This window comes from Weissella paramesenteroides (assembly GCF_036327715.1).
Taxonomy (GTDB): domain Bacteria; phylum Bacillota; class Bacilli; order Lactobacillales; family Lactobacillaceae; genus Weissella; species Weissella paramesenteroides.
The window spans coordinates 292,286-315,376 of the sequence record NZ_CP130559.1 but is presented as its reverse complement, the minus strand read 5'-3'; the positions used below and the strand labels follow the sequence as shown (position 1 = coordinate 315,376).

The window sequence follows — 23,091 nt, the reverse complement described above, 5'->3', positions numbered from 1 at the left end:
TGCTACTCCTCCTCCAGGTCAAAAACTAAGGCCTGCTTAACAATATTGTCAATTTCTTCTTTTGTACTTAACCAATCATCGTTAACGACAACGTGGGCAATTCCTTGCAAGGATTGTGGTAACTGCACATCACGTTTATATTCCTCGCTTGCCATCCGCCGGCGAGTTTCCTCTAAATTATCACCACGTTTTGATAATCTACCTAAAATTTCATCAGGTTTTGTGACGGTTAAAAAGATAACAACTGCCTCATCCCCTAGTTTTTCAGAGTATGTTTTGGCACCTGCAGTATCAAGGACGATGGTAATTAGTGGACTCTTCTCCCAAGCACGTTCAAGTCCTTCATAGGAAGATCCATAACGATAATTTGCGTAAGCAACACTTTCTAAATAATGATTTTCTTTAAAAGACTGTTCTGACTCAAAATAATAATCAACCTGATCGATTTCACCTTCTCTTGGTGGTCGTGTCGTGTGTGTGATTACTTTGGGCATTTCATAAAACTCATTTAAATAATTGGCAACGGTTGTTTTGCCCGTCCCCGTATTACCTGTCAGAACGAAAACTTTTCGATTCATAACTCTTTTCTACTCTCTTTTTTTACTGTTATTAGTATACTGTCTGATGCTTAAGGTTCCCTAACAATTTGATAACATTTTACCAGTGTTTAGATTACTATAATTTCATTAATCCGTCATAGTAAAAGCATGCACATTAATTGTACATGCTTTTACACACCTTATTATCGCCTTATCGCCGAGACCTCTGTCACATAATTGTAACATATTTTTATTGCAAATGAAAAAAGTTGACGAAATTTTTCGCCAACTTTATATATAACTTGTTTAATATTATTCAACGTTTGCCAATTCATACATTGCTTGACCAAAGATAGCCATTGATCGTGTCAAATCAGCAACTGGATAGAATTCATCTGCTTGATGCATCGTATCTGGCACACCCTCAAACATTGCACCGAAGGCAACACCACGCTTTAGCAAACGTCCAAATGTACCACCACCGATAACTTGCTCGCCAGCTGGCAAACCAGTATGCTCACGGTAAACTTGTAATAACGTTTGAACAAGTGGATCATCACCAGATACATAATGAGGAACTTGCGCATGTCCTTCTTGTTTAGCTACAGCATCAAAGCCATCAGGTAATGACTCTGCAACATGCTTTTCAATTTCTTCCGCCGTTGTATTCTGTGGATAACGGAAATTCGTGTTAACAAAGCCATCTTGACCGTCAGTAAAGCGTTGGATTCCCACATTCATAGACAAATCGTGCATCAATTCGTCATGTGTCTTAGCACCAATCTTTTCCGCAACAGTATCATCATGTAGCTTAGTTCCTAAGAACGTCAAGAAGCCTTGTGCATTACCACCAAAGTCTTGAGATTGTAGGAAATTGGCCAAATAAGTTCCGGCATTTTCCCCAGTCTCAGGCATAGCACCATGCACTTGCTTACCGTAGAATGTGAAATCTACTTGATTACCTGCGACCGTTGCTTCTCCCTTAACACGGGTTTCAGCAGCTAAGTAATCTTTCATAGCACCAACTAATGCATCTGTATCCGTTGTTTCAACTGATGCCTTTGCAACACCTGGCACCATGTTAGGACGTTGACCAGCAGTAAATGAAATCAGCTTCAATGAACCAACTTGCGTTCCCGTAAAACGAGTAACAATCGAAACATTTCCTTTTTCACCATTGATAATTGGGAATTCTGCATCTGGTGAGAAGCCCATAGTTGGTTCACCATATTCAGCAAAGAATTCATCCATTCCGGTCCAATCAGATTCTTCGTCGATACCAACGACCAAAACTAATTTACGCTTTAGCTCTACGCCTAATTCCTTAATCATTTTAAGTGCGTAGTAAGCCGCGAATGTTGGCCCTTTATCATCAGAAGCACCACGAGCATATAAACGTCCATCTTCAATAACTGGTGTCCAAGGATCCTTTGTCCAACCATCACCTTCGGGCATAACGTCCAAATGACCGATAATAGCTACTGTTTCTTCTGCGTCCTCAGGTCCTAATTCAGCATAAGCCACTAAATTCTTATAATTACCGACACGGAAGCCATCACGCTTAGCAAATTCTTCAAACTTCAACAATGCTTCTTTAGGACCAGGTCCTAAAGGTGCATCTGCCGTTGCCGCCTCATCATCACGGACAGATTTGATTGCTAACATTTCTTTCAAATCTTTTAGTAAGTCATCTTCATATTTCAATGCTTCAGCACGCCATTGTCTTGCCATTTTTTAATTCCTCCACGATTAACATTGTTCTCAATTATACACTTCTTTATGAAAATGCACACCGACCCAGTATGCTTTATAAATTAGATTGAATACGTGCCATATAGTTTGGTAAAGCATCTGCTATAAAAGATGGCTTCACAACATAACTATGACTGGCCATTTCTTGCGCAATCATCGAATGGGCATAGACTGCTGCCTCTACTGCCTTTAAATGATTATTTTTGAACTGACCAACAAAGCCACCAATCGTACCTGCTAATACATCTCCCATACCACCGGTTGCTTGATAGGCACCACCAATCATCAACTGACGGAGTTCATTTTGCGCATAAATTAAAGTATGATGCTGTTTCAGCACTAAAACATCTAAATTCAAAATTTGGCGTTGGACTTCATTTAACTGATGCTCCGTTTGATAATTCAACTGAATACCACTCAAACGCGCCCACTCCATTTGATGAGGTGTTGCAATTGTATAAGGTTTACGCGGAAACATTAAATGATTTTCAGCCATAATGGTTAATGCTGAACCATCAACCACTAAAATTTGTTCTTGCGTAACCGTAGCAAACACGCGTTTAACCAAATCAACTGCTTGTTGGTCCGTTCCTAATCCTGGACCAATAACAATCACATCACTTTTTTTTATATTTTCGACCACCTGATCACTATCTTGCCAGTTGATAAACATTGCTTCTGGTGTACGTGCATGCAAAGCCGTCAAATTTGCCCGATCTGTTGCAACTGTTGTTAATCCGGCACCAGCACCAATGCTTGCCTGACTAGCCATCAAAATAGCGCCACCAAATTGCACACTTCCCCCAATCAGTAGCACACGACCGTAGTCCCCTTTATGGCTTTGATCAGGTCGCCTTAAAATAACTTCATGTAAAATATCTGATTTTAATTCACTAACCATAGTGATTCTCCAGTTTTTCTTAAAATAATGCTATACCCTGCCATGTCATGGTATAAAAACTTGTTTATTATTCTATTTCATATTACTATTCTAACATCTATTGCACAAATACTTGAAATACATGAAAATAGAGTGAGAATAAAATTTGGAGGCTAACTATGCTTAATATCGCCTATGTTGGATTTGGAAAAAGCACTAATCGTTACCATATACCTTATGTCCGTCAACGACCTGACAAATTTCATATTGGTCGTGTCGTTGCGCCCCATATTAATAAACGGCCCGATGATCGACTTGCCCTTGAAAAAACTGGCACCGTTTTTTCAACAGATATACAGGATATCACTGCTGATAAGACAGTAGATTTAGTCATTGTTGTTACCCCAGCGCCAACTCATTTTACGGTCGTTCGACAGCTATTAATGGCTGGCAAAAATGTCTTGGTTGATAAACCGGTAGTTGCAACGGCACAAGAAGCAACAGAACTGATTGCGCTTGCAAATAAAAATGGGCTATTTTTTATGCCCTTCCAAAATCGACGCTTTGATAGTGACTTCTTAACCTTAAAGCATGTCCTAAATACGGGTTATGTCGGTCGTCCTATTGAACTTGAATTACACATGGATCATTATCGACCAAACGATGCCAAATTAACTGGTAGCGCAATGGAAACAACCTGGTTTGATCACGGTGCCCACTTAGTTGATCAAATTGTCTCTTTATTGGGTGCACCACAGGCCGTAGCTTATGATTTAAGAGCAACACGTGATTTATCAGCAACTCTATCCGACCAATTTGAGGCTAATTTATTTTATAAAGATGCTTTTAAGGCAACCATTCAGTCAAGCGAAACGACTGTCACTCACTATCCAAAGTGGATTCTTCATGGCACCAAGGGTTCATATATCAAGCACAACATTGACCAACAAGAATACGACCTAAAAGCTGGTATCATGCCAGGAGACGTTGGCTTTGGTCAAGATGCACCCCAAGACTATGGCAAGGTTACCTACTACAATCAAAACAATGATCGTTTAGAAAAGTTTGTGCCATCAATTTTAGGTGACTACGGTTCAGTCTATGATTCAGTTTTTGAAACAATCGTTAATAAAAGGCCAAAATTAGTGTCTGATGAACAACTATTAACAACCATGCAGATCCTAGAGGCTGGTATAGCTGACGTTAATCCACATATCGTTAATTTTAATCATTAATTATGGCACTAAATATTTGTAACCGCTTTCAAGTCGTGTTATTATAATGGTGTACCAAAGGAAAGGTAGGTAGATGATTTGAAAAATGATTTCTTTTCAACCTCAAACATCGCTTTAGCTACTGAAATCCATATGGGCGTGTCACAGTAATGATGCAAGATACTATTAGTATCAAATTTTGAATGATAAACATTAAGTCATGAATTGACAATCTTGCAGTCATTAGCATCGGTTTCTTCAATAACGAACGATATCTCTTCATCGGGTGAAAACATGTTTGTTGATTTGAAGGCTGCTCCCGACACGGTTCGCTTTTTAAACGGATAAATGTGGATGAGTAGTAGTTGCGAGCAAGATGTATTTGGTGGTTTCGGTAGTACTAGCGACAGTCGCTTAAATCTGCAGATTAAGCCTCTAGATATTACCATTACAATTGAATATAGGGTAGCAAATTCAAGTGCTCTCCTTGTTGTATCCTATGGGTATAGCAAAAGTAACCGCGGGTCAACGTACCGGCGGTTTTTTAGTTCAGAGCTGATAAATTTTCGCTTTTGGAAGTGAATATAAGACGTAAACATGACGTATTCGCCGTAGCGACTGCGTAGGCATTACGGCGTGTTTATGACTTATATTCACTGGAAAGAAAATTTATCGCGTTTATGCAGAGCTGATAAATTTTCGCTTTTGGAAGTGAATATAAGACATGAACACAATATAAAAAGCCGAGGATTTCCAATGTATATCAGAAACCCTCGACTTCATCTTTAATTATTCATTCGATACTCTTGCAAGAGCCCTTCGCGAACACCCGACGATGAAAAAATAACTTTATTTGAGCCTGTACGTTTAATTAACTCTACCAATGGTAATAAGCCACTAATCATAATGTCTGCACGATTAGCTTCTAGTCCTAATAATGCTTCTCGTTCTGCTCTAGTCATCTTTACTAGTTTTTCATAAGTCGCAAGCACTGCTGCCGTCGTCATTTCATACCCATGAAAATCTGAGTCAGCAGCTAACCCATGTTGGACACGGTCTAATCTAGCCAATGACCGATTAGCACCACCTAACAAAATAACTGGTAAAGTTACCGTATCATCCAACCAAGGTAATTTAAGGTATTGATCGTTTACATACTTCGTTGCTTTAGCAATCGCATCAGGTGAGACCACACCATCAACGTTTAACTTGAACTTCTCAGACAAATTGACCGCACCAAATGGTAGACTCATCATGTTTGTAGCCATGCGTTCTTCAATGCCAACTAATTCAACACTCGCCCCACCAGTATCCAGTAACCAAGCATCAGAAATATCCAAAGCTGATGCTGCTCCTAAATAATCATAATAAGCCTCTTGATCACCCGTCAACACGCGAATTTCGACACCGACTGCCCGAAAAACCTTGTCTAAGAATTCAGCTTGATTTTCTGCTTCACGAACAGCAGCGGTTGCAATACCAACTACTGTCACATCATCAAACATCATATAATCTTGCTGAAATTCTAACAGCGCATCAACAACACGGGTCATCGCCGCATCTGTCAACTCACCATCATTATCATCCATGCCTTCAGCCAAACGTGTATCTAATTTGCGCCGGCGTAATTCAACAAAATTTCCATCCTCTTGTAGTTCCTCAACCACCATGCGGGTTGAGTTGGAACCCAAGTCAATGACTGCCAAATAACTCATTTAATGCTCCTTCAAGGTATCAATTAATCATTAACCCCAGTAATCAACTCCCATTGCATGGCGAACCTCTGCCATAGTCTGTTGACCAACAATACGGGCTTTTTCAGATCCCGTCTTCACAATATCCAAAACAGCTGCTTTATCTGCTGCAAATTGTGCACGACGTTCCCGAATTGGTGCTAACTCTTTGTTCAATACTTCAAACAAATATTTTTTAATCTTCATATCACCTAATCCACCAGCTTCATATTGTGCCTTCAGATCAGCGACATACGCCTTATCTTCGTCAAAAATATCAAGATAAGTAAATACCATATTTCCTTCAACATGGCCTGGATCTGCCAAACGTATATGAGTTGGATCGGTATACATTGACTTTACTTTAGCCCAAAGTGTATCTTCATCATCACTTAAATAAATAGCGTTTCCCAAAGACTTTGACATTTTCGCATTACCATCTAGACCTGGGATACGCCCCTGTCCTTCCGGTGGAAAAATCCCTTCTGGTTCTACCAAAATGTCGGTATTATAATATCGGTTAAATGTGCGAACTAACTCACGTGTCTGTTCCAGCATTGGCTTTTGATCATCCCCAACTGGCACGACTTGTCCCTTAAATAAGGCAATATCAGCGGCTTGTGAAACTGGATAAATAAAGAAGCCAGTAGGAATACTTTCTCCAAATCCTTTTTGCTGAATCTCCGCCTTAACAGTCGGATTACGTTGTACACGTGCTACTGACACCAAATTTAAAAAGTATTCGGTTAATTCAGATAACTCTGGTACAGCAGATTGCACAAAAATTGTTGTCTTCGCTGGATCAATTCCAACCGCTAAATAGTCCAAAACAACTTCCAAAAGAGAGTTTTGAATTTTTTCAGGATTTCGTGCATTATCGGTAAATGCTTGTTTATCAGCTACCATAATGTAAGGATCATATTGGCCAGAGTTTTGCATGTCAACACGGTTTTTCAATGAACCAACATAATGCCCAATATGTAGTTTACCGGTTGGGCGATCACCAGTTAACAAAACTTTCTTTTCAGTCATATTTTTCTTCTTTCTATTGTGACCATATCACAAAATCAAATTCGTCAAAATCAATTGTAAAAGTTTTTTGGGACGATAACAAGCGCTTAGTAAGTTATTATACAATTGTTTATTTTTCAAGGGTGTCGTTCACCCGAGTAATTAACCCCGAAACACGTCCAACGCTGACTAAACTAAGGGCGTGCATCGCGCGTGATGCTAGTGTATATAACAATCCTGTCGCCTGGTCATCTGGATAATTCCCCTGTGACACGTCATAACCAATAACAGCGTCAAACTCCAAACCTTTGGCCAAATAAATCGGCATAACTAAGACGTTAGCCATCCGCGACCGATCCGTTGCATGTAGCAATTGTACTGTTTCTGGATAATTGCGTAAAGCATCAACTACTTTTATAGATTGTGTCGCTGTTTTAGTTAATATGGCAACTGTTTGAAATTTTTGCCGTAATCGGGTCACTTCATTTGTCAAAACCGCACTAACATCCTTAGTAGTTGTTTGAATAAGGTGTGGTTTCTCACCATGTCTTGTAAAAGTCATAATGTCCTCACCATCTGGCAGTAACGCCTTAGCAAAATTCATAATTTCTTGCGTTGAGCGGTACGCCTTATTCAGTTTAATCAAGGTTGGACGCTTGGCAACAAATGCTTGTGCATATTTATCGAGTAACGCTTGTGGCGTCTCAACAGCACGAAACAAAGCCTGTTCAGAATCACCTAACACCGTAAATTTTGCCCGTGGAAAAGCATGTTTTAGATACAATAATTGTGAGAGTGCATAATCCTGCATTTCATCCACAAATACATATGACATTGCCTGATTTGTGCCACCACCGGTCAAGGCATCCCGCAAAAATAGCAATGGTGCGGCATCCTCTAAATCAATGCGATGGTATTCTAATTGTCTTGCAAATCGATCCAGTTTTATTGTCCACCACTCACGATGATCAGTATCCTGCTCACCCATATAGGTCAAAAATGCCACATATTGTTCATAGATATCAAGAAAGAAACTGTTATATAAGGCATCATCAATAACCTGCCAATGTTTCGTTAAATACCGTTTCGCCACCAATGAAATAACATCATCAACATTTTCTGTGGCCATTGTTTCCTCAATATCTTCATCACCAAGCAACTCTTGATACTCTTGATCTGTCAAATTGTCTAATTCTTCAAATACCCAGTCCGCATCTTGCAGACGATCAATTCGGTCAGTCAAAACTTGTAGGAAATGTTTTTGTACCATGTCAACACGTTCACGCATTGAATAATTTACAGATAAAGTTGACATATAATTAGCCAATTCTTCCGCACTAAAGAAAACTTTATCTTCATAGTAAATATCAACGAAATGCAGATCATCCGTTCGGATTTGGTCAACATAACTTTGGATAAATTTTACAATATCGGCGCTCTCAAGTACCTCGCGAATATTTTGACTAGCCTGTCCAATCACCTGCTGTTCTTGCTCATAACGATCAAATAATGTCTGTACAGTTAGTCCCTGCAACCGAGCACTAAAAAACTCAGCTAATGTTACCTGACGCATATTGCGTTCACCCAATGATGGTAAAACATCTGCGATATAACTAGAAAAAAGGCGATTTGGTGAAAAAAGCACGATTTGATCAGAATTAAGTGCTTCCCGTGCGTGAAAAAGCAAAAAGGCAATTCTTTGTAAAATTGCTGATGTTTTACCAGAACCTGCAACACCTTGTACGACGAGTAAATCACTTGTTGTGTCACGAATAATTTGATTCTGTTCCTTTTGAATAGTTGCCACGATATTACGCATAACTTCATCATTTTGTTGTCCCAAGGCAAATTGCAACATTTCATCGCCAACAGTTTCGTTAGTATCAAACATATTCGTAATCTTAGCATCACTGATAACAAATTGCCTTTTCTTTTTTAAATCAACAATCTGTTCGCCATTTGGTGTCGAATAACTAACTTTTCCCAGCGTACCATTATAATAAACACCACTAATTGGTGCTCGCCAATCATAAATTAAAAAATCTCCCTGATCATCTTGAAGAGATGCTAAGCCAATATAGAGCGTTTCTGGCAAATTATCTTCGACAATATCTACGCGTCCAAAATATGGATTTGGTCGTAACAATGTTAATGTATCAACTGTCTTCGCCATAATATTCTCGGTTTCCGTAACACGAGCCACAATATTTCGCTGTTGCTGAATCTCAGCATTTGTCTCCATCGCATCATCAATTTCAACGGTATTAATAGACGTATTGGCAATATAGTTACTTTCAACAGCTCGAGTTTCAGAGTGGGCCTTTGCATATGCTTCCCTTGCTTCTAACAATTGTTGATCTATTTTTTGTACGACTGTATCTAATCTTTTTTGTTCAGCAGCTTGTTCTTGATGCATGTTCTCCCCTCCCTTTTAACAAATTTTACTCATAAAAACAGGCGGCTAAAACCATTAAGTTTTATCCACCCACAAATTATTTATACTAAGCCAAGGCTGATAAATAGTGCTTGATCTATTTTAACAACTAATTCTGCTGGCACTGTCCCAATTTTATCCTGTAGACGATGTTTATCCAGCGTTCTAATCTGTTCCAACAAAATAACCGAATCTTTACCAATTCCTGTATCCACAGATTCCGCTGGTAAACCGACGTGCGTTGGCAACTTGGGTTTTGCTATTTTAGCAGTAATTGGCGCCACAATCACAGTCGGTGAGTGTTGATTGCCAACATTATTTTGCACAATAACAACTGGACGTTGACCACCTTGTTCTGATCCAACCACGGGTGATAAATCAGCAAAAAAAATATCACCACGTTTAATATCCTTTTTAATAGCCATATATCTCTCTTTACTTTACTAATTTTCGTGGCAAGCGTGTTGATAAGCTTGTCGCAATTTCATAAGGAATCGTATTTAAACGCTCAGCTAAATCTACCAATGTAATTTCTTCGTCACCAGCCTTACCAATCAAGGTAATAACTGTACCGATTGGCATTTCTTCTGGTAAGCGTACCATTAATTGATCCATCGCGATACGTCCAATTATTTCAACATGACGACCATCCGGTAGCAAGCCATACATACCCTGTAATTGGCGTGCATAGCCATCTGCATAACCAAGCGGCAGTGTACCAATCCACTCTGATTGCTTAGTTTGATACGTTGCACCATAGGAAATAGACGCACCAGCTTCTGCTTGCTTTACATGAACAAGTTCCGCTTTCAACGTCAATACTGGTGTCAACTGACTTGCCTTCATTTCCTTACCAGAAGGATTAAAGCCATACATCGCAGCACCAACCCGAATCGCATCTCGGCTTGGTTGCTCATGCCATAATGCTGTCGCTGAATTTGCTAAATGATACCAGATATTCTGAGGCAATGGCAAATCATCAACAAGCTCATGCCAAGTCTGAACTTGTTTTTGATAATAGGCTTCATCTTTTTCATCAGCTGTAGCAAAGTGCATGCCAATTCCTTTAAGAATTAATTGATCAGTCTGATTAATTTTTTCAACAACTCGTTGTAATTCGTCATGTTGACGAATACCGATTCTTCCCATACCAGTATCAACACCAATAGAAATAACTAATGATGCTTGAGACGATAATTTATTAACTGCAGCGTTTAGCCATGCTTCACTCGTTACCACTGGTATTAACTGATATTTCACCAGATCATCAACATACGTAACAGGTGTTACACCTAATATAAAAATTGGTTCCAATATGCCATATTGGCGTAACCAAATTCCCTCATCAATGGTTGCCACGCCAAACCCATCAACATTGGCATGTTTAGCAGCCGTTAAAACTTGTGCCATGCCATGGCCATAGGCATTTGCTTTAACAATTGCAATGAAATGGTGTGCACCTGTTAATTCACGAATCACAGCAATATTTTTTTGGATCGCATTTTCTGAAATTTCGATCCAAGCAGGTCGTCTGGTACTAATAATCGCCTGACTAGCGATATCCTGTTGATTGCTTATCTTAGTTGAGGATGCGGACATTTCCTCTAAAATAACAGAACTATGAACAGTATCACCTGTATGTGATATAGAAATATGTACATTAACTTGGTCCTGCTTAGGATGCTTGACCATTATTGGTTGGCCAGAGTCATTAGGTAAAATCTCAATATCTTGCCAATGTGCTTGTGAACCAATACCTGTCCCGATTGCTTTACTATAGGCTTCTTTTATTGAGAACCTGCCTGCTAAAAATTCTTGGCGATGCTTGCCTTTTCTTGCATCATAAACAGCACGCTCTGCTGGCGTCAGAATAACATCTACAAAGCCAGGACGTCGTTCAGCAACCGCACTAACCTGACTAATAATCTGCGCATCAATTCCATGTCCAACAATCATGTACATACCTCCCAAAATATTATATTCATTATACCCTCTATAACCCATCAATGTTTGACTATTTTTTTATTTAATAAATACAAAAACGAGATGACGCTATAAATCACCTAATATATCAAAAGAGGCATCAATCTACCAATTGAAGTTGGTAGATTGATGCCTCTTAGAAATGTTACACAAGACTGATGCCTTGATGAAACAACAATGGCACGATTATTCATTTCGGACTAATAAGCCGTTAATACCTAATTAATCGTTATTTTTAATCACAAAATTACGTGATTGACGACGTGGTGCACCTGAATGTCCACGTTGTGAACGATCACCTGATCCAGTACGTGAACCACGATCGTATGAACGTCGCTCGCGTTGACCACGGTTACCACGATAACCACCATTACGTGAACCATCACGACGGCCACGGTAACCACCACCACGACGTGAGCCACCGAAATTACCATGCTTGTGTGGTAATGGACGTTCATGTGATAACTTAAATTCAGCGTCCATCTGCTCAACGTTAGCAACAGCACCTAATAAGGCAGCTGCTAATGCCTTTGCATCATATTGTTCAACCAATTGGTCAACTTGCTCTGAATTCGCAACACCAGCAGTGGCCTTAACAATATCTGAAATTGAATCAGTTGCAACACTCATACGACCAGCCAAAGCCTCTTCACGAGTATAAGGCTTCAATGGTTGCATGCGCTTCTTAGTTAGTTTCTCAATATCCTTTAAGTAATCCATTTCTGAATTACTTACAAAGGTTACAGAATTACCGTGTGCACCGGCACGTCCAGTACGGCCAATACGGTGAACATATGATTCTGAATCTTGTGGAATATCAAAGTTGTAAACGTATGTGACCCCTGAGATATCTAGTCCACGAGCCGCAACATCAGTCGCAACCAAAATCTTAATTTCACGATTCTTAAACTGCTTCAATACTTGAGTACGTTTCTGTTGTGTCAAATCACCGTGAATACCAGCGGCCTTGAAGCCACGCAATGTTAATCCACGAGTCAATTCATCAACACGACGCTTTGTACGACCGAACATGATTGCTAATTCTGGTTGTTGAACATCCAAAATACGTGTTAGGACATCAAATTTTTCAAAATCACGTACACGAACGTAATATTGATCAACCAAGTCAGTTGTTAATTCCTTAGCTGCAATTTGGATGTGCTCAGGATTTGTCATAAATTGCACACCAATTCGCTTAATTGCTGGTGGCATTGTTGCTGAAAATAGCAACGTTTGACGTTCATCAGGCACAGCCTTCAAAATTGACTCAATATCTTCTAAGAATCCCATGTTCAACATTTCATCAGCTTCGTCCAAAACTAATGTCTTAACATGTGATAAATTGATTGTGCCACGACGAATGTGGTCAATCAAACGTCCAGGTGTTCCAACAACAATATGAGCACCGTGGTTTAATCCGTTAATTTGACGACGAATATCTGCACCACCAAAAACGGCTTGTACACGAACATGCTTATCACGTCCTAATTTAAATAATTCGTCTTGTGTTTGAATGGCTAATTCACGGGTTGGTGAAACAACCAATGCTTGCACATCCTTATTTTCATTGTCAATCATTTCTAAGATTGGCAATCCAAACGCTGCTGTTTTTCCAGTTCCTGTTTGTGCTTGACCAATAACGTCTTTACCAGCCATAGTCAAAGGAATTGTCTTTTCCTGGATTGGCGTTGCTTCTACATAGCCATGCTTTTCGATGGCCGTTAACAGGTCTTGCGTAAGACCTAACTCTGAAAACTTCAAAATTTTTCCTCCGGTAACGATTGCCGCAACAATCGTTCTTCAATATCGCGAACTTATCAACATAATAACAAACTAGACACAATCCGGCGTCCATACTGCGTTTATCATTAGTAATCGTCCTTTATTTTCGTAACTTATCTAGTTTATCCTGATAATAAGTAATTAGCAACCATTAAGGCTGGCTTTTTTTAAGTATTTGCAAAAAAAATGCAAAAAATAAATGTGTGCGCTTTCATCAGACTACCGTCCAAATTTTGCACAACATCTTATTTTTCACATTCTAAATTTGTCTATTCCTCTTCAATCTGAATGTCAGCATTTAGCATCGTTAATTTATGAACAATATGGTCATAACCACGTAAAACATGTTCAGCATTAATAACTTCAGTTATACCATCCGCCATCAATCCAGTTGCAACCAATGAGGCCCCTGCGCGGATCTCAGCAGCAGACACTCGTGCCCCGTGAAAATTGCTTGATTGTGTCACATTAATTTGTCCATAGACATCATTCGATATATCAACACCAAGCTTCTGAAGCTCTGGTATATGACGTGTCCGTTCAGGATAAATCGTCTCTTGGATGACACTCGTACCATTAGCCAAAGTCAAAAGCGGCGTAACTGGTTGCTGCAAATCAGTTGCAAAGCCAGGGAACGGCGCCGTCTTAATATGAATTGGCTGCAAATTAACTGACTTTGGTACATAAATACTATCTTCACGTACTTCTAAATCAACACCCATTTCTAATAATTTGGCTGTAAATGATTCTAAATGTTCTGGAATCACATTTTTAACCAGCACACCATCTCCCTGTGCAGCTGCCAAGGCAAGATATGTACCAGCTTCAATACGATCTGGAATAATCGTATGCGTATTTTTAGATTCTAACTTTTTTACACCAGTAATACGAATAACATCAGTTCCAGCACCACGAATTTGGGCACCCATATTATTCAAAAAGGTTGCTAAATCAATAATTTCTGGCTCACGAGCAGCATTCTCCAGAACTGTTGTTCCTTCAGCATGAACAGCTGCCATAATAATATTCATTGTGGCTCCCACCGAAACAACATCCAAGAAAATACGAGCTGCTTTTAACCCATTTTCTGCATTAATATATACGGTGTCATTTTCTTCATGAACAGTGGCTCCCAAAGCCTCAAAACCTTTGATATGTTGGTCAATTGGGCGCGGTCCAATATTATCACCACCTGGGAATGTCACGGTTGCTCGTCCAAAGCGACCTAATAAAGATCCCATAAAATAATAAGAGGCTCTTAATGACTTAATTGCTGTTGATGGTAGCTCAGACTCAACGATGTTGGTTGGGTCAATCATCAATTCGCCACCTCTAAATGTAGAGGTGACATTCATCGAATTCAAAATCGCCTGCAAATTATAAACATCTAAGATATCGGGTACACTATCAAATTTCACCGGTGTTTCAGCTAAAATTGCTGCAGGAATTAGCGCAACAGTAGAATTTTTTGCGCCACCAATGGTTACTTCACCACTGAGCCGTCGTCCACCATGGATTACCAACTTCTTCATTTTATCAATCCTTTTAGAGTTACTACTCTATCATCCTTCATTAAGGTCCATTCATTCAAAATTTTTCATTGTTATTAATCATTCGACTATCGCCAAACAATAATGGTCAGATACCATTGCTAACAATATACTTAAATAAGTTTACAGTAGTTACAATTAAATTACAAGAAGATGTCGTTTATTTATCTTTTTACAAAAAACAAACACAAAAAAGTAATAAAATATTCAAAAATAACTATACAAACTATTATAACAACTGAATACTATAATAACCTAAAAAAATGACTGATAATTAAATTTATCAATCATTTTTTACGTGTCCAAAAAGATTGAATCCTTATTTAACGTTTGAATTCAAAATTTATTTTACCCAACACTTTTTTAAATTATTTTTCTTTATGTGCCAAAGCAGCTTTAACAAATCCAGCATACAATGGTTCTGGACGATTTGGTCGTGACGTTAACTCTGGATGATATTGCGCTGCCACAAAGAAATCGTTAGTAGGTATTTCAACAATTTCCATCAAACTTTGATCTGGTGAAGTACCCGCAAAGACCATACCAGCATCTTCAAATTCTTGACGGTATGTCGTATTGAATTCGTAACGGTGACGGTGACGACCTTGAATTTCTGATTGACCACCATACAACTTTTGCGTCAAGCTGCCTTCCTTCAATGAAGCTGGATACAATCCCAAACGCATGGTACCACCACGGTTTGTAATTTCCTTCTGATCATTCATTAAGGCAATAACTGGTGTATCTGTATTTTCGTCCAACTCAATAGAGTTAGCATTAGCATGCCCTAAGACGTGACGTGCGAATTCTACTGTCGCTAATTGCATACCCAAGCAAACCCCAAGGAATGGTAAGTTGTTTTCACGGGCATACTGAATAGCAGCAATTTTACCTTCGGTTCCTCGTGAACCAAATCCACCAGGAACAATGACACCATCAGCATCAGCAAGAATTTCTGCAACATTTTCTGCCGTTACTTTTTCAGAATTTACTGCATTGATATCAACGTCAGCATCTACTGCATAGCCACCTGCACGCAAGGCTTCATTCACTGAAATATAGGCATCTTGTAGGTCGGCATACTTACCAATAAGCGTAATCTTGATTTTCTTCTTAAGATTACGAATCTTATCAATCATGGCACGCCATTCCGTTAGATCCGCAGCTGGTGCAGAAAGTCCCAAACGCTTCAAGATCACATCATCCATCCCCTGCTTTTGCATGTTCAAGACAACTTCATACAAAATATCAACGTCTAATGATTCGATGACCGCTTCAGGGGCCACATCAGTAAATAATGCTAGCTTATCACGCATACTTTGCGTAATATGTTGTTCGGTACGAACAACTAACATGTCAGGTTGAATTCCTAATGAACGTAATTCAGCAACTGAATGTTGCGTAGGCTTTGTTTTCATCTCACCTGCAGCACGCAAATATGGAATCAATGACGTATGAATGTAAGCCACATTTTCAGGACCTACTTCCCGCTTCATTTGACGTAAAGCTTCAATGAAAGGCAATGACTCAATGTCACCAACCGTTCCACCAACTTCGGTAATAACAATGTCTGCATTCTTCGTTTCAGCTGCACGCATCATTTTTTCTTTCAGTGCATTCGTAATATGTGGAATAACTTGAACTGTTGCCCCATCATAATCACCACGACGTTCCTTTGCAAGAACTTCTGAATACACACGTCCAGATGTAACGTTTGAATATTTATTTAGGTCAATATCAATGAATCGTTCATAATGTCCCAAATCTAAATCTGTTTCCAAACCATCCTCAGTAACAAACGTTTCACCGTGTTGGTATGGTGACATTGTCCCTGGATCAATGTTGATGTAGGGATCAAATTTTTGTACCGCAATTTTGAAACCACGATTCTTTAATAACCGTCCTAGTGAAGCTGCAACAATACCTTTTCCTAATGATGAAACCACACCACCAGTAACAAAGATGTATTTAGCCGTCATATAAATATATCCTCCGAGTTCTGTGCCAATGCCAATAAAAAATAAAAAACTCCCAATGCTTATAGTAGCGTTGGGAGCATTAATCAACTTTGATTACGCCTTGTAATTTAATACAAGAGCCCGGAATTTAATAATACATGAAATTCCCATATTTGTCAATTAATTAATTGATGCTTAATGTTCGATATCACCAGAACCGTAGTCATCATCTACGTCAGTCTTGATGCCACTAATCTCTTCACCAAGACCACCAGAAACCTCATCATGATCAAAATCATCATCAGCACTCGTATCGTCGTCGTCATCATCGTCATCGATATCATCAGCACTGTCATCATCGTCGGTATCTTCAACATCAAAGTCATCATCTTCAGGATCATCATCGTTGTAGTCAATGACATCATCATCGTCATCAACATCAGCCAAGAATGCGTTAATCTTCTTACGCTTCTTCTTCTTAGGCTTACCTTCAACTTCTTCTTCCAGATCCATGTGAACAGCTTCATCAATTGAGTCAATTGGGTACCACGAACGCAGTCCCCACATTGTATCACCCAATGAAATGAATGAACCGTCAATATTCAAATCAGTATAAAATTGTGATAAGCGCGTACGAATTTCTTCATCCGACTTACCGGTGAATGCTTGCACTTCATTCAACAAGTCATTAAATCCCATGGTTTCATGACGGTCAGACAAAATTGCACGAGCAACTTCAATCATTGAAAGCTCATCCTTATTTTGGCCGTCAAATTGTGTTAATGCCAAATCACTGCACGTCCTTTCGCGGTCTTACTCAATGTCTAATATTACAATATTTCTGTCATTTCGGCAAATACTTTTCATTTTAATTTTCTAATTCTGGCACAGATTGATACAAAACCCATTTTTCAACGGCTAATCCAACCCCATCTTCATTTTGTGAAGTTGTCATCACATCCGCTGTTGCCTTTACCTCAGGTACAGCATTAGCCATTGCTACGCCAATCCCTGACGCTGCAATCATTGTTAAATCATTATGTTGATCACCTAACGCCATCGTCTCACTCATGTCAATGCCTAATTTATCAGCCAATAGCTGCAAACCATTTCCCTTAGTAGATTGCTTATGCATAACTTCTAAGAAATTAGGCGTTGACTTTACGATATAATACTCATCTTTCAGCTCTTGTGGCATATGCTCAGCAAGTTCATCAATTTTTTCAGCTTCGTCAATGAACATAAATTTAACGTAATGTTCATCTGTCGTCATATCTGATACCGGTTGAAATTTCAATGGCATCCTCACCATATTATTTTCACCATTAGCAAATCGATTTACCATTGTGTTTGCTGTAATAGCATATGATAGTGACTCCACCTGAATGTAAGCATTATATTTTTCAGCAATTGCTTTAAACTTTTTATAGTCTGCTAAAGACAGTTCATGACCACCCAACTGTTCACCTGCCGTTGTTTGTACAACACTACCGTTATACGTGATTGCAAATTGGTCGGACTGATTTGCTAAATGTAACTGTGTTAAATAGTCTTGCACACCTGATAGTGGGCGACCTGTCGCTAAGACAACTTTAACACCCTGGTTTGTAGCTGTCTGCAGCGCTTGTTTAACACGCGGTGTAATCTGCTTCTCAGAGTTAACGAGCGTATCATCAATATCAATTGTAATTAATTTAATTCCCATTATTTAAAACTACTCCTATTTCGATTCGGCATCTACCGGATCAACTAACGTTTCATTATGCACATAACGTTGAAAATCACTATATATTGGCGCCATAATATCATCGACCGCATGCTGTACTAACATTTCTCGTGGGAAAAAGAACCGTGCGTTACCAAAAATTCGCCCAGTCATTGCTTCAACCAAAGGGCTTTGGGTTGATAGTTCTTTTAGCGAACCATCTAATTGCATCAGTTCAATTTGTGTTCGGGGTTTCTTATCTCTAGGATTATAGGCATCATATGGTAGGTCAAAGCTATCATTCTCAGCTGTATAATACCTGGTATCGAATCCTGCCGAATCAATCAACTGCTTTATTGTTGGCAATAATTTTTTCGTCTCATTCGTAATAACAATTGATTTTAATGGTTTACGATCAATAAACCGCGTTGCTAAATCAGCCAAAATAGCATCCTCAGCATAGCGCCAAGCACTGATATTCGCTAACATCAATGAATCATCTAACATCACGTATTGCTGTAAAGTTAAATTACCCGCAAATAATGGTTGTAAGGTCGGCGAAATAAACGCCGTACTGACACGTGAATCTTTTTGACCTTCATCATAAACAACTTTTGCCCGTTCCAACAAATGCTGCAATAGCACTTCAAACGACCTTGATACAGGATGAAAATAAACTTGTACATACATTTGATAACGCGAAACAACATAGTCTTCAATTGCGTAAGATCCTTTTTCATCAAAGGCAATACCACCAGCATATGGTCGCATGACATGAATAATTCTTGAAAGATCGAATTGTCCATACGTTGCCCCCGAATAATAAGCATCACGTAATAAATAATCCATCCGATCTGCATCGATTTGACTAGAAATCAATTGAACAACCTGTGGATTAGGATAGGTTTTTGCAATCACGCTGGCAACCTTTTCAGGAAAATCAGGCGATACCTTTACCAGCACCTGATGTATTTCAGTACTAGGCGATAAAATAATTGCTTGTGTATAGGCTTCATGATCCGTATTAAAAATGTGTTCAAATGTATGCGAATATGGTCCATGACCAACATCATGCAATAACGCTGCACAGAGTAATACAAGCCGTTCGCTAACATCCCATAAGCCATCCCCTGGCTCACGCGAGGGATAAAATCGTTCTAAATGTTCAGCGCATTGACGAGCTATTTCATAAACGCCAAGCGAGTGTGAAAAGCGTGAATGTTCCGCCCCATGAAAGACTGCACTCGCCACACCTAGTTGTTTTATTCGGCGCAGACGTTGAAATTCAGACGTCCCAATTAATTCAAGAATTACCTGATCTTTTACCCGAATCGTATTCAGGACAGGATCCCTAAAAACTTTTTCTGAACCTGTTTTAATAAATTGCGTCATGATTTCCTTTCTAATTTCTGACGAATAATACATATTTTTACTACATTATACCCTATTAAACCCTGTATAATGGACTGAAACAATCATATTCTAAGGAGCTTTATATGCAACCTACAAGAAAAACATGGTCAACAACCATCTCCCTATCAACACAAATTAAACAAGATGACCAAACTGAAGCATTCGACTTTAAAGAGTTAGGTACATTGACACTAACACCCAATGCAGTGTACCTACGCTACACGGAACATCAATATGAGATTGCCACGCCGGTTACTTTTAAAATATCACAAATTGACGATATATTACTACATCGTCACAACGATTTCACCGATGTTCAGTTACATTTTTCGCCAGATCAAGAGTTCCAGTCACATTACATCACCTCACAGGGAAACATTCCGATCACTGTTAGAACTAATCAACTAACCAACGAAATCACTAATGACCATCCTTATGGTAAATTGGCTATTGCATACACGCTATTAAATAATCATGAACCAATCGGAAATTATCAACTCACACTAACTATTCCACAATAAAAAGCAAAAGTCGTTTACAAAAGAATTGACAGTAAGTCAAATCATCTTTTGTAAACGACTTTTTAGATAAAAAAAAGACCATCGTGCAAGAGGGGGAACGCAGCGATGGTCCGCCGCCGGCTACTATCGCAACCAGCGAAGGGGGGATACATAGTTTGGGGAACTATGTAATTTTTCATATACTTTGGGGAGTAATGAATTCCACTAACAAAAGCGGATATATATAATATAAGCGATGATAATTTCAAAAAAGTTACTAAAATATTTCTTTTTATTTACAAAAAAGAAGTTAGAACAAAAAATATCCCAACCTCTTCCTACTAAAAACTGTATTAATTATAAACCTGTAATTTTTATAGCATAAACACGCTTCAGGCTTTTGTCTCTTTCTCGTAAACTTATTGTGCACTACTTAATGAACTGGTCGACTTATTCAACTTGACTGTTACAGTTTTTTCTTTGCCTTTGTGATAGTAAGTTAACTGTACAGAATCACCAATTTTATGTTTATATAGCGCATCACGTAGATCACCTGAGTTTGATACGCTCTTACCATCAATTTTGGTAATCACGTCATACTGAGTCAATCCAGCATTAGCTGCTGGCGAGTTATCCTCAGTATCAACAACTACGACACCTCCCGATACACTAGATGGTAAGTGCAAGACATTACTTTGGTCACTCGTAGAAACATTACTCAAATCGACCATTGAAACACCTAATGCAGGACGCTCGATTTTTCCGTTCTTCTCAAGTTCGTTAATAATACTTACAACTGTATTTGAAGGGATAGCAAAACCCATACCTTCAACAGAGGTACCATCTTCAGAAGATGCTAATTTCATTGAGTTGATTCCCACTACCTGTCCAGCTAAATTAACTAATGGACCACCCGAATTACCAGGATTTATCGCTGCATCAGTCTGTAGAACAGTGGCCTCTCCTAAAGAGTTGCCGCTTTCATCGGTCGCATCAACTTGTCGCTTTGTAGCAGAAATGATTCCTTCCGTTACTGACGTTGCATAGTCAGATCCTAAAGGCGACCCAATCGCTAATACTGATTGGCCGGCTTCTGTCTTAGAAGAGTCCGCAAAATCAGCAACTTCATTAATTTTACTTGATGATACTTTCAAGACAGCCAAATCAGTTTGTTCATCAGTTCCTACTAGTTTCGCTGTTAATTTTGTTCCGTCGCTCAACAAAACTTGAATGGCATTTGAATCCGCAACAACATGATTATTGGTCACAATATAGGCCGTATCATTGTCTTTTTTATAAATGACACCCGAACCTTCTGATGCCGTTTGAAGATCTGATGAATCACTACTTGAAGAACTGTCTGTTGTACTCCCATAAATCCCCGATTGTAAGGACTGTTGTTTTTGCAAATTAATAACCGAAACAACCGCCCCAGAAACCTTCTTAAAGGCTTTTGTTGCACTGGAAGTTCCCTTAACATTATTATTTTTTACTTTAACCGCTGTTGTTTTACTAGTAGTCACAGATGACTGATCATCCTGTGAAAAATATGTCACACCACCAGCAGCAACACCCCCACCGATTAGTCCAGCGACAACACCAATTACCACAATTTTTGATTCAGATGATAATTTCATATTTATGCCCCATATCTTATGTTTTCGTGTTCTAATTTTTTATTTGTCTATGTAAAAACAATTTTAAAATAGTCCCCTTTAAACCGCCTTAACCGCGAATCATTGTCCTTAAATTTGAATCAGTTGCGTAGCGACCGCAGGATCCGTATCTAATAGTCCAAAATCATGATCAACGCCAAAATCGTGTTCTTCCAACACGGATTGGACAGTTAAATGAGCAAGCGGTTTTTGATTATTCTCTTGGCTCAAATGTCCTAGATAGACATGTTTTGTACGATTACCAAGAATTTGTGTCAAAGCCAGGGCGCCATCTTCATTAGATAAATGACCTTGATCACCTAAAATACGTTGCTTCAATGGCCAAGAATAACTACCCATTCGCAACATTTCATAATCATGATTAGCTTCCATCAAAATGGCATCTGAATTTTTAAGCATGCCAATAATACGATCATTGACATAACCAGTATCTGTTAACATAGCAAATGTTTTATTATCATGATGGAAGGCGTAGAATTGCGGATCAGCTGCATCATGAGACACACTAAAGCTCTCAATATCCAAATCCCCCATCAGTTTCGTTTGCCCTGGTTCAAACAATTGCACCTGTTCCGGATTGATTTTTCCAATTTTATTTTGCATTGCAGTCCATGTTTTTTGATTAGCATAAATATCCATCCCATATTTACGAGCCAAAACACCAACTCCTGCAATGTGATCACTATGTTCATGGGTCACAAACAAAGCATCCACATCTGTTAGTGACCGTCCTATCTGTGCCATTAAACCAGCTATTTTTTTACCAGATAAGCCTGCGTCCACTAGTACATTGTGTTGTGGCGTTTCAATAAACGTCACATTACCTTTACTACCAGATGCTAACATTGATACTTTAAAATCGTTCGCCATTCCTAACTCCTCACCAACTAAAACTTGTGTTGTGATCCAGATTTACTGTCAAATATATTCAGAAACCCACAATCTCAAAATGCTACGAGAT

The 23,091-nt window shown here is 39.0% G+C and carries 18 protein-coding genes; 2 read left to right on the top strand and 16 right to left on the bottom strand.

Translation table 11 applies throughout. From position 1 onward, the window contains the following. Window positions 1-2: 2 nt before the first annotated feature. The 3 genes from QRX23_RS01450 to QRX23_RS01440 form a co-directional block, all read right to left on the bottom strand. Entirely contained in the window at window positions 3-578 is a 576-nt protein-coding gene (locus tag QRX23_RS01450; protein WP_002828697.1) for an AAA family ATPase, read from the bottom strand. A 273-nt stretch (window positions 579-851) separates the two neighbouring features. Next, complete coding sequence (gene pepV, locus QRX23_RS01445) at window positions 852-2,270, bottom strand: dipeptidase PepV (RefSeq protein WP_330155687.1); 1,419 nt, start codon at window positions 2,268-2,270, stop codon at window positions 852-854. 76 nt (window positions 2,271-2,346) lie between these two features. Next, window positions 2,347-3,192, bottom strand: coding sequence for an NAD(P)H-hydrate dehydratase (locus QRX23_RS01440; protein WP_330155686.1), 846 nt, complete (start codon window positions 3,190-3,192; stop codon window positions 2,347-2,349). Between the two features lie 158 nt (window positions 3,193-3,350). On the opposite strand from QRX23_RS01440, the gene QRX23_RS01435 reads away from it, so the two are divergent. Then, window positions 3,351-4,406: a Gfo/Idh/MocA family oxidoreductase gene (locus QRX23_RS01435; protein ID WP_330155685.1), complete on the top strand. Its 1,056-nt coding sequence runs from the start codon at window positions 3,351-3,353 to the stop codon at window positions 4,404-4,406. 764 nt (window positions 4,407-5,170) lie between these two features. Here the strand turns inward: QRX23_RS01435 and QRX23_RS01430 are convergent. The 11 genes from QRX23_RS01430 to QRX23_RS01380 all read right to left on the bottom strand — a co-directional run bounded on the left by QRX23_RS01430 (window position 5,171) and on the right by QRX23_RS01380 (window position 19,933). Further along, on the bottom strand, window positions 5,171-6,100 hold the full coding sequence (locus QRX23_RS01430) for a Ppx/GppA phosphatase family protein (protein ID WP_330155684.1): 930 nt from the start codon (window positions 6,098-6,100) through the stop codon (window positions 5,171-5,173). 30 nt (window positions 6,101-6,130) lie between these two features. Beyond that, window positions 6,131-7,150, bottom strand: coding sequence for a tryptophan--tRNA ligase (trpS, locus tag QRX23_RS01425; protein ID WP_251939801.1), 1,020 nt, complete (start codon window positions 7,148-7,150; stop codon window positions 6,131-6,133). Window positions 7,151-7,259: 109 nt separating this feature from the next. Further along, window positions 7,260-9,545: an RNA polymerase recycling motor HelD gene (gene helD / locus QRX23_RS01420; RefSeq protein WP_330155683.1), complete on the bottom strand. Its 2,286-nt coding sequence runs from the start codon at window positions 9,543-9,545 to the stop codon at window positions 7,260-7,262. 80 nt (window positions 9,546-9,625) lie between these two features. Beyond that, window positions 9,626-9,988, bottom strand: coding sequence for a type II toxin-antitoxin system PemK/MazF family toxin (locus tag QRX23_RS01415; RefSeq protein ID WP_330155682.1), 363 nt, complete (start codon window positions 9,986-9,988; stop codon window positions 9,626-9,628). Between the two features lie 10 nt (window positions 9,989-9,998). Next, window positions 9,999-11,519 (bottom strand): alanine racemase, encoded by a 1,521-nt coding sequence (gene alr / locus QRX23_RS01410; protein WP_330155681.1) that lies wholly within the window; start codon window positions 11,517-11,519, stop codon window positions 9,999-10,001. Between the two features lie 249 nt (window positions 11,520-11,768). Further along, the gene (locus QRX23_RS01405) at window positions 11,769-13,307 is read right to left on the bottom strand and encodes a DEAD/DEAH box helicase (RefSeq protein ID WP_002828707.1); all 1,539 of its coding nucleotides are present in this window, start codon (window positions 13,305-13,307) and stop codon (window positions 11,769-11,771) included. A 290-nt stretch (window positions 13,308-13,597) separates the two neighbouring features. Beyond that, on the bottom strand, window positions 13,598-14,860 hold the full coding sequence (locus QRX23_RS01400; protein WP_330155680.1) for a UDP-N-acetylglucosamine 1-carboxyvinyltransferase: 1,263 nt from the start codon (window positions 14,858-14,860) through the stop codon (window positions 13,598-13,600). A 386-nt stretch (window positions 14,861-15,246) separates the two neighbouring features. Further along, window positions 15,247-16,857, bottom strand: a complete 1,611-nt coding sequence (locus tag QRX23_RS01395) for a CTP synthase (protein WP_330155679.1) — start codon at window positions 16,855-16,857, stop codon at window positions 15,247-15,249. Between the two features lie 174 nt (window positions 16,858-17,031). Continuing rightward, window positions 17,032-17,625, bottom strand: coding sequence for a DNA-directed RNA polymerase subunit delta (gene rpoE, locus QRX23_RS01390; protein WP_330155678.1), 594 nt, complete (start codon window positions 17,623-17,625; stop codon window positions 17,032-17,034). A gap of 79 nt (window positions 17,626-17,704) precedes the next feature. Further along, window positions 17,705-18,541 carry a Cof-type HAD-IIB family hydrolase gene (locus QRX23_RS01385; protein ID WP_330155677.1) on the bottom strand — a complete coding sequence of 279 codons (837 nt, stop codon included), beginning with the start codon at window positions 18,539-18,541 and terminating at the stop codon, window positions 17,705-17,707. A 15-nt stretch (window positions 18,542-18,556) separates the two neighbouring features. Further along, complete coding sequence (locus QRX23_RS01380) at window positions 18,557-19,933, bottom strand: HD domain-containing protein (protein ID WP_330155676.1); 1,377 nt, start codon at window positions 19,931-19,933, stop codon at window positions 18,557-18,559. Window positions 19,934-20,037: 104 nt separating this feature from the next. On the opposite strand from QRX23_RS01380, the gene QRX23_RS01375 reads away from it, so the two are divergent. Then, window positions 20,038-20,475, top strand: a complete 438-nt coding sequence (locus tag QRX23_RS01375; RefSeq protein WP_330155675.1) for a DUF1934 domain-containing protein — start codon at window positions 20,038-20,040, stop codon at window positions 20,473-20,475. 398 nt (window positions 20,476-20,873) lie between these two features. Here the strand turns inward: QRX23_RS01375 and QRX23_RS01370 are convergent, their stop codons facing one another. Beyond that, window positions 20,874-22,091, bottom strand: coding sequence for a S1C family serine protease (locus QRX23_RS01370; protein ID WP_330155674.1), 1,218 nt, complete (start codon window positions 22,089-22,091; stop codon window positions 20,874-20,876). A gap of 108 nt (window positions 22,092-22,199) precedes the next feature. Then, window positions 22,200-23,000 carry an MBL fold metallo-hydrolase gene (locus QRX23_RS01365; protein WP_002828716.1) on the bottom strand — a complete coding sequence of 267 codons (801 nt, stop codon included), beginning with the start codon at window positions 22,998-23,000 and terminating at the stop codon, window positions 22,200-22,202. Between the last annotated feature and the right edge of the window lie 91 nt (window positions 23,001-23,091).

Bases quoted from the DNA above. Each gene is read 5' to 3' on its own strand.
- QRX23_RS01450 (WP_002828697.1), bottom strand. From the start codon at position 578: ATGAATCGAAAAGTTTTCGTTCTGACAGGTAATACGGGGACGGGCAAA.
- QRX23_RS01435 (WP_330155685.1), top strand. From the start codon at position 3,351: ATGCTTAATATCGCCTATGTTGGATTTGGAAAAAGCACTAATCGTTAC.
- alr (WP_330155681.1), bottom strand. From the start codon at position 11,519: ATGATTGTTGGACATGGAATTGATGCGCAGATTATTAGTCAGGTTAGT.
- pepV (WP_330155687.1), bottom strand. From the start codon at position 2,270: ATGGCAAGACAATGGCGTGCTGAAGCATTGAAATATGAAGATGACTTA.
- QRX23_RS01440 (WP_330155686.1), bottom strand. From the start codon at position 3,192: ATGGTTAGTGAATTAAAATCAGATATTTTACATGAAGTTATTTTAAGG.
- QRX23_RS01395 (WP_330155679.1), bottom strand. From the start codon at position 16,857: ATGACGGCTAAATACATCTTTGTTACTGGTGGTGTGGTTTCATCATTA.
- QRX23_RS01385 (WP_330155677.1), bottom strand. From the start codon at position 18,541: ATGGGAATTAAATTAATTACAATTGATATTGATGATACGCTCGTTAAC.
- QRX23_RS01415 (WP_330155682.1), bottom strand. From the start codon at position 9,988: ATGGCTATTAAAAAGGATATTAAACGTGGTGATATTTTTTTTGCTGAT.
- QRX23_RS01380 (WP_330155676.1), bottom strand. From the start codon at position 19,933: ATGACGCAATTTATTAAAACAGGTTCAGAAAAAGTTTTTAGGGATCCT.
- trpS (WP_251939801.1), bottom strand. From the start codon at position 7,150: ATGACTGAAAAGAAAGTTTTGTTAACTGGTGATCGCCCAACCGGTAAA.
- QRX23_RS01430 (WP_330155684.1), bottom strand. From the start codon at position 6,100: ATGAGTTATTTGGCAGTCATTGACTTGGGTTCCAACTCAACCCGCATG.
- QRX23_RS01400 (WP_330155680.1), bottom strand. From the start codon at position 14,860: ATGAAGAAGTTGGTAATCCATGGTGGACGACGGCTCAGTGGTGAAGTA.
- QRX23_RS01365 (WP_002828716.1), bottom strand. From the start codon at position 23,000: ATGGCGAACGATTTTAAAGTATCAATGTTAGCATCTGGTAGTAAAGGT.
- QRX23_RS01370 (WP_330155674.1), bottom strand. From the start codon at position 22,091: ATGAAATTATCATCTGAATCAAAAATTGTGGTAATTGGTGTTGTCGCT.
- QRX23_RS01375 (WP_330155675.1), top strand. From the start codon at position 20,038: ATGCAACCTACAAGAAAAACATGGTCAACAACCATCTCCCTATCAACA.
- helD (WP_330155683.1), bottom strand. From the start codon at position 9,545: ATGCATCAAGAACAAGCTGCTGAACAAAAAAGATTAGATACAGTCGTA.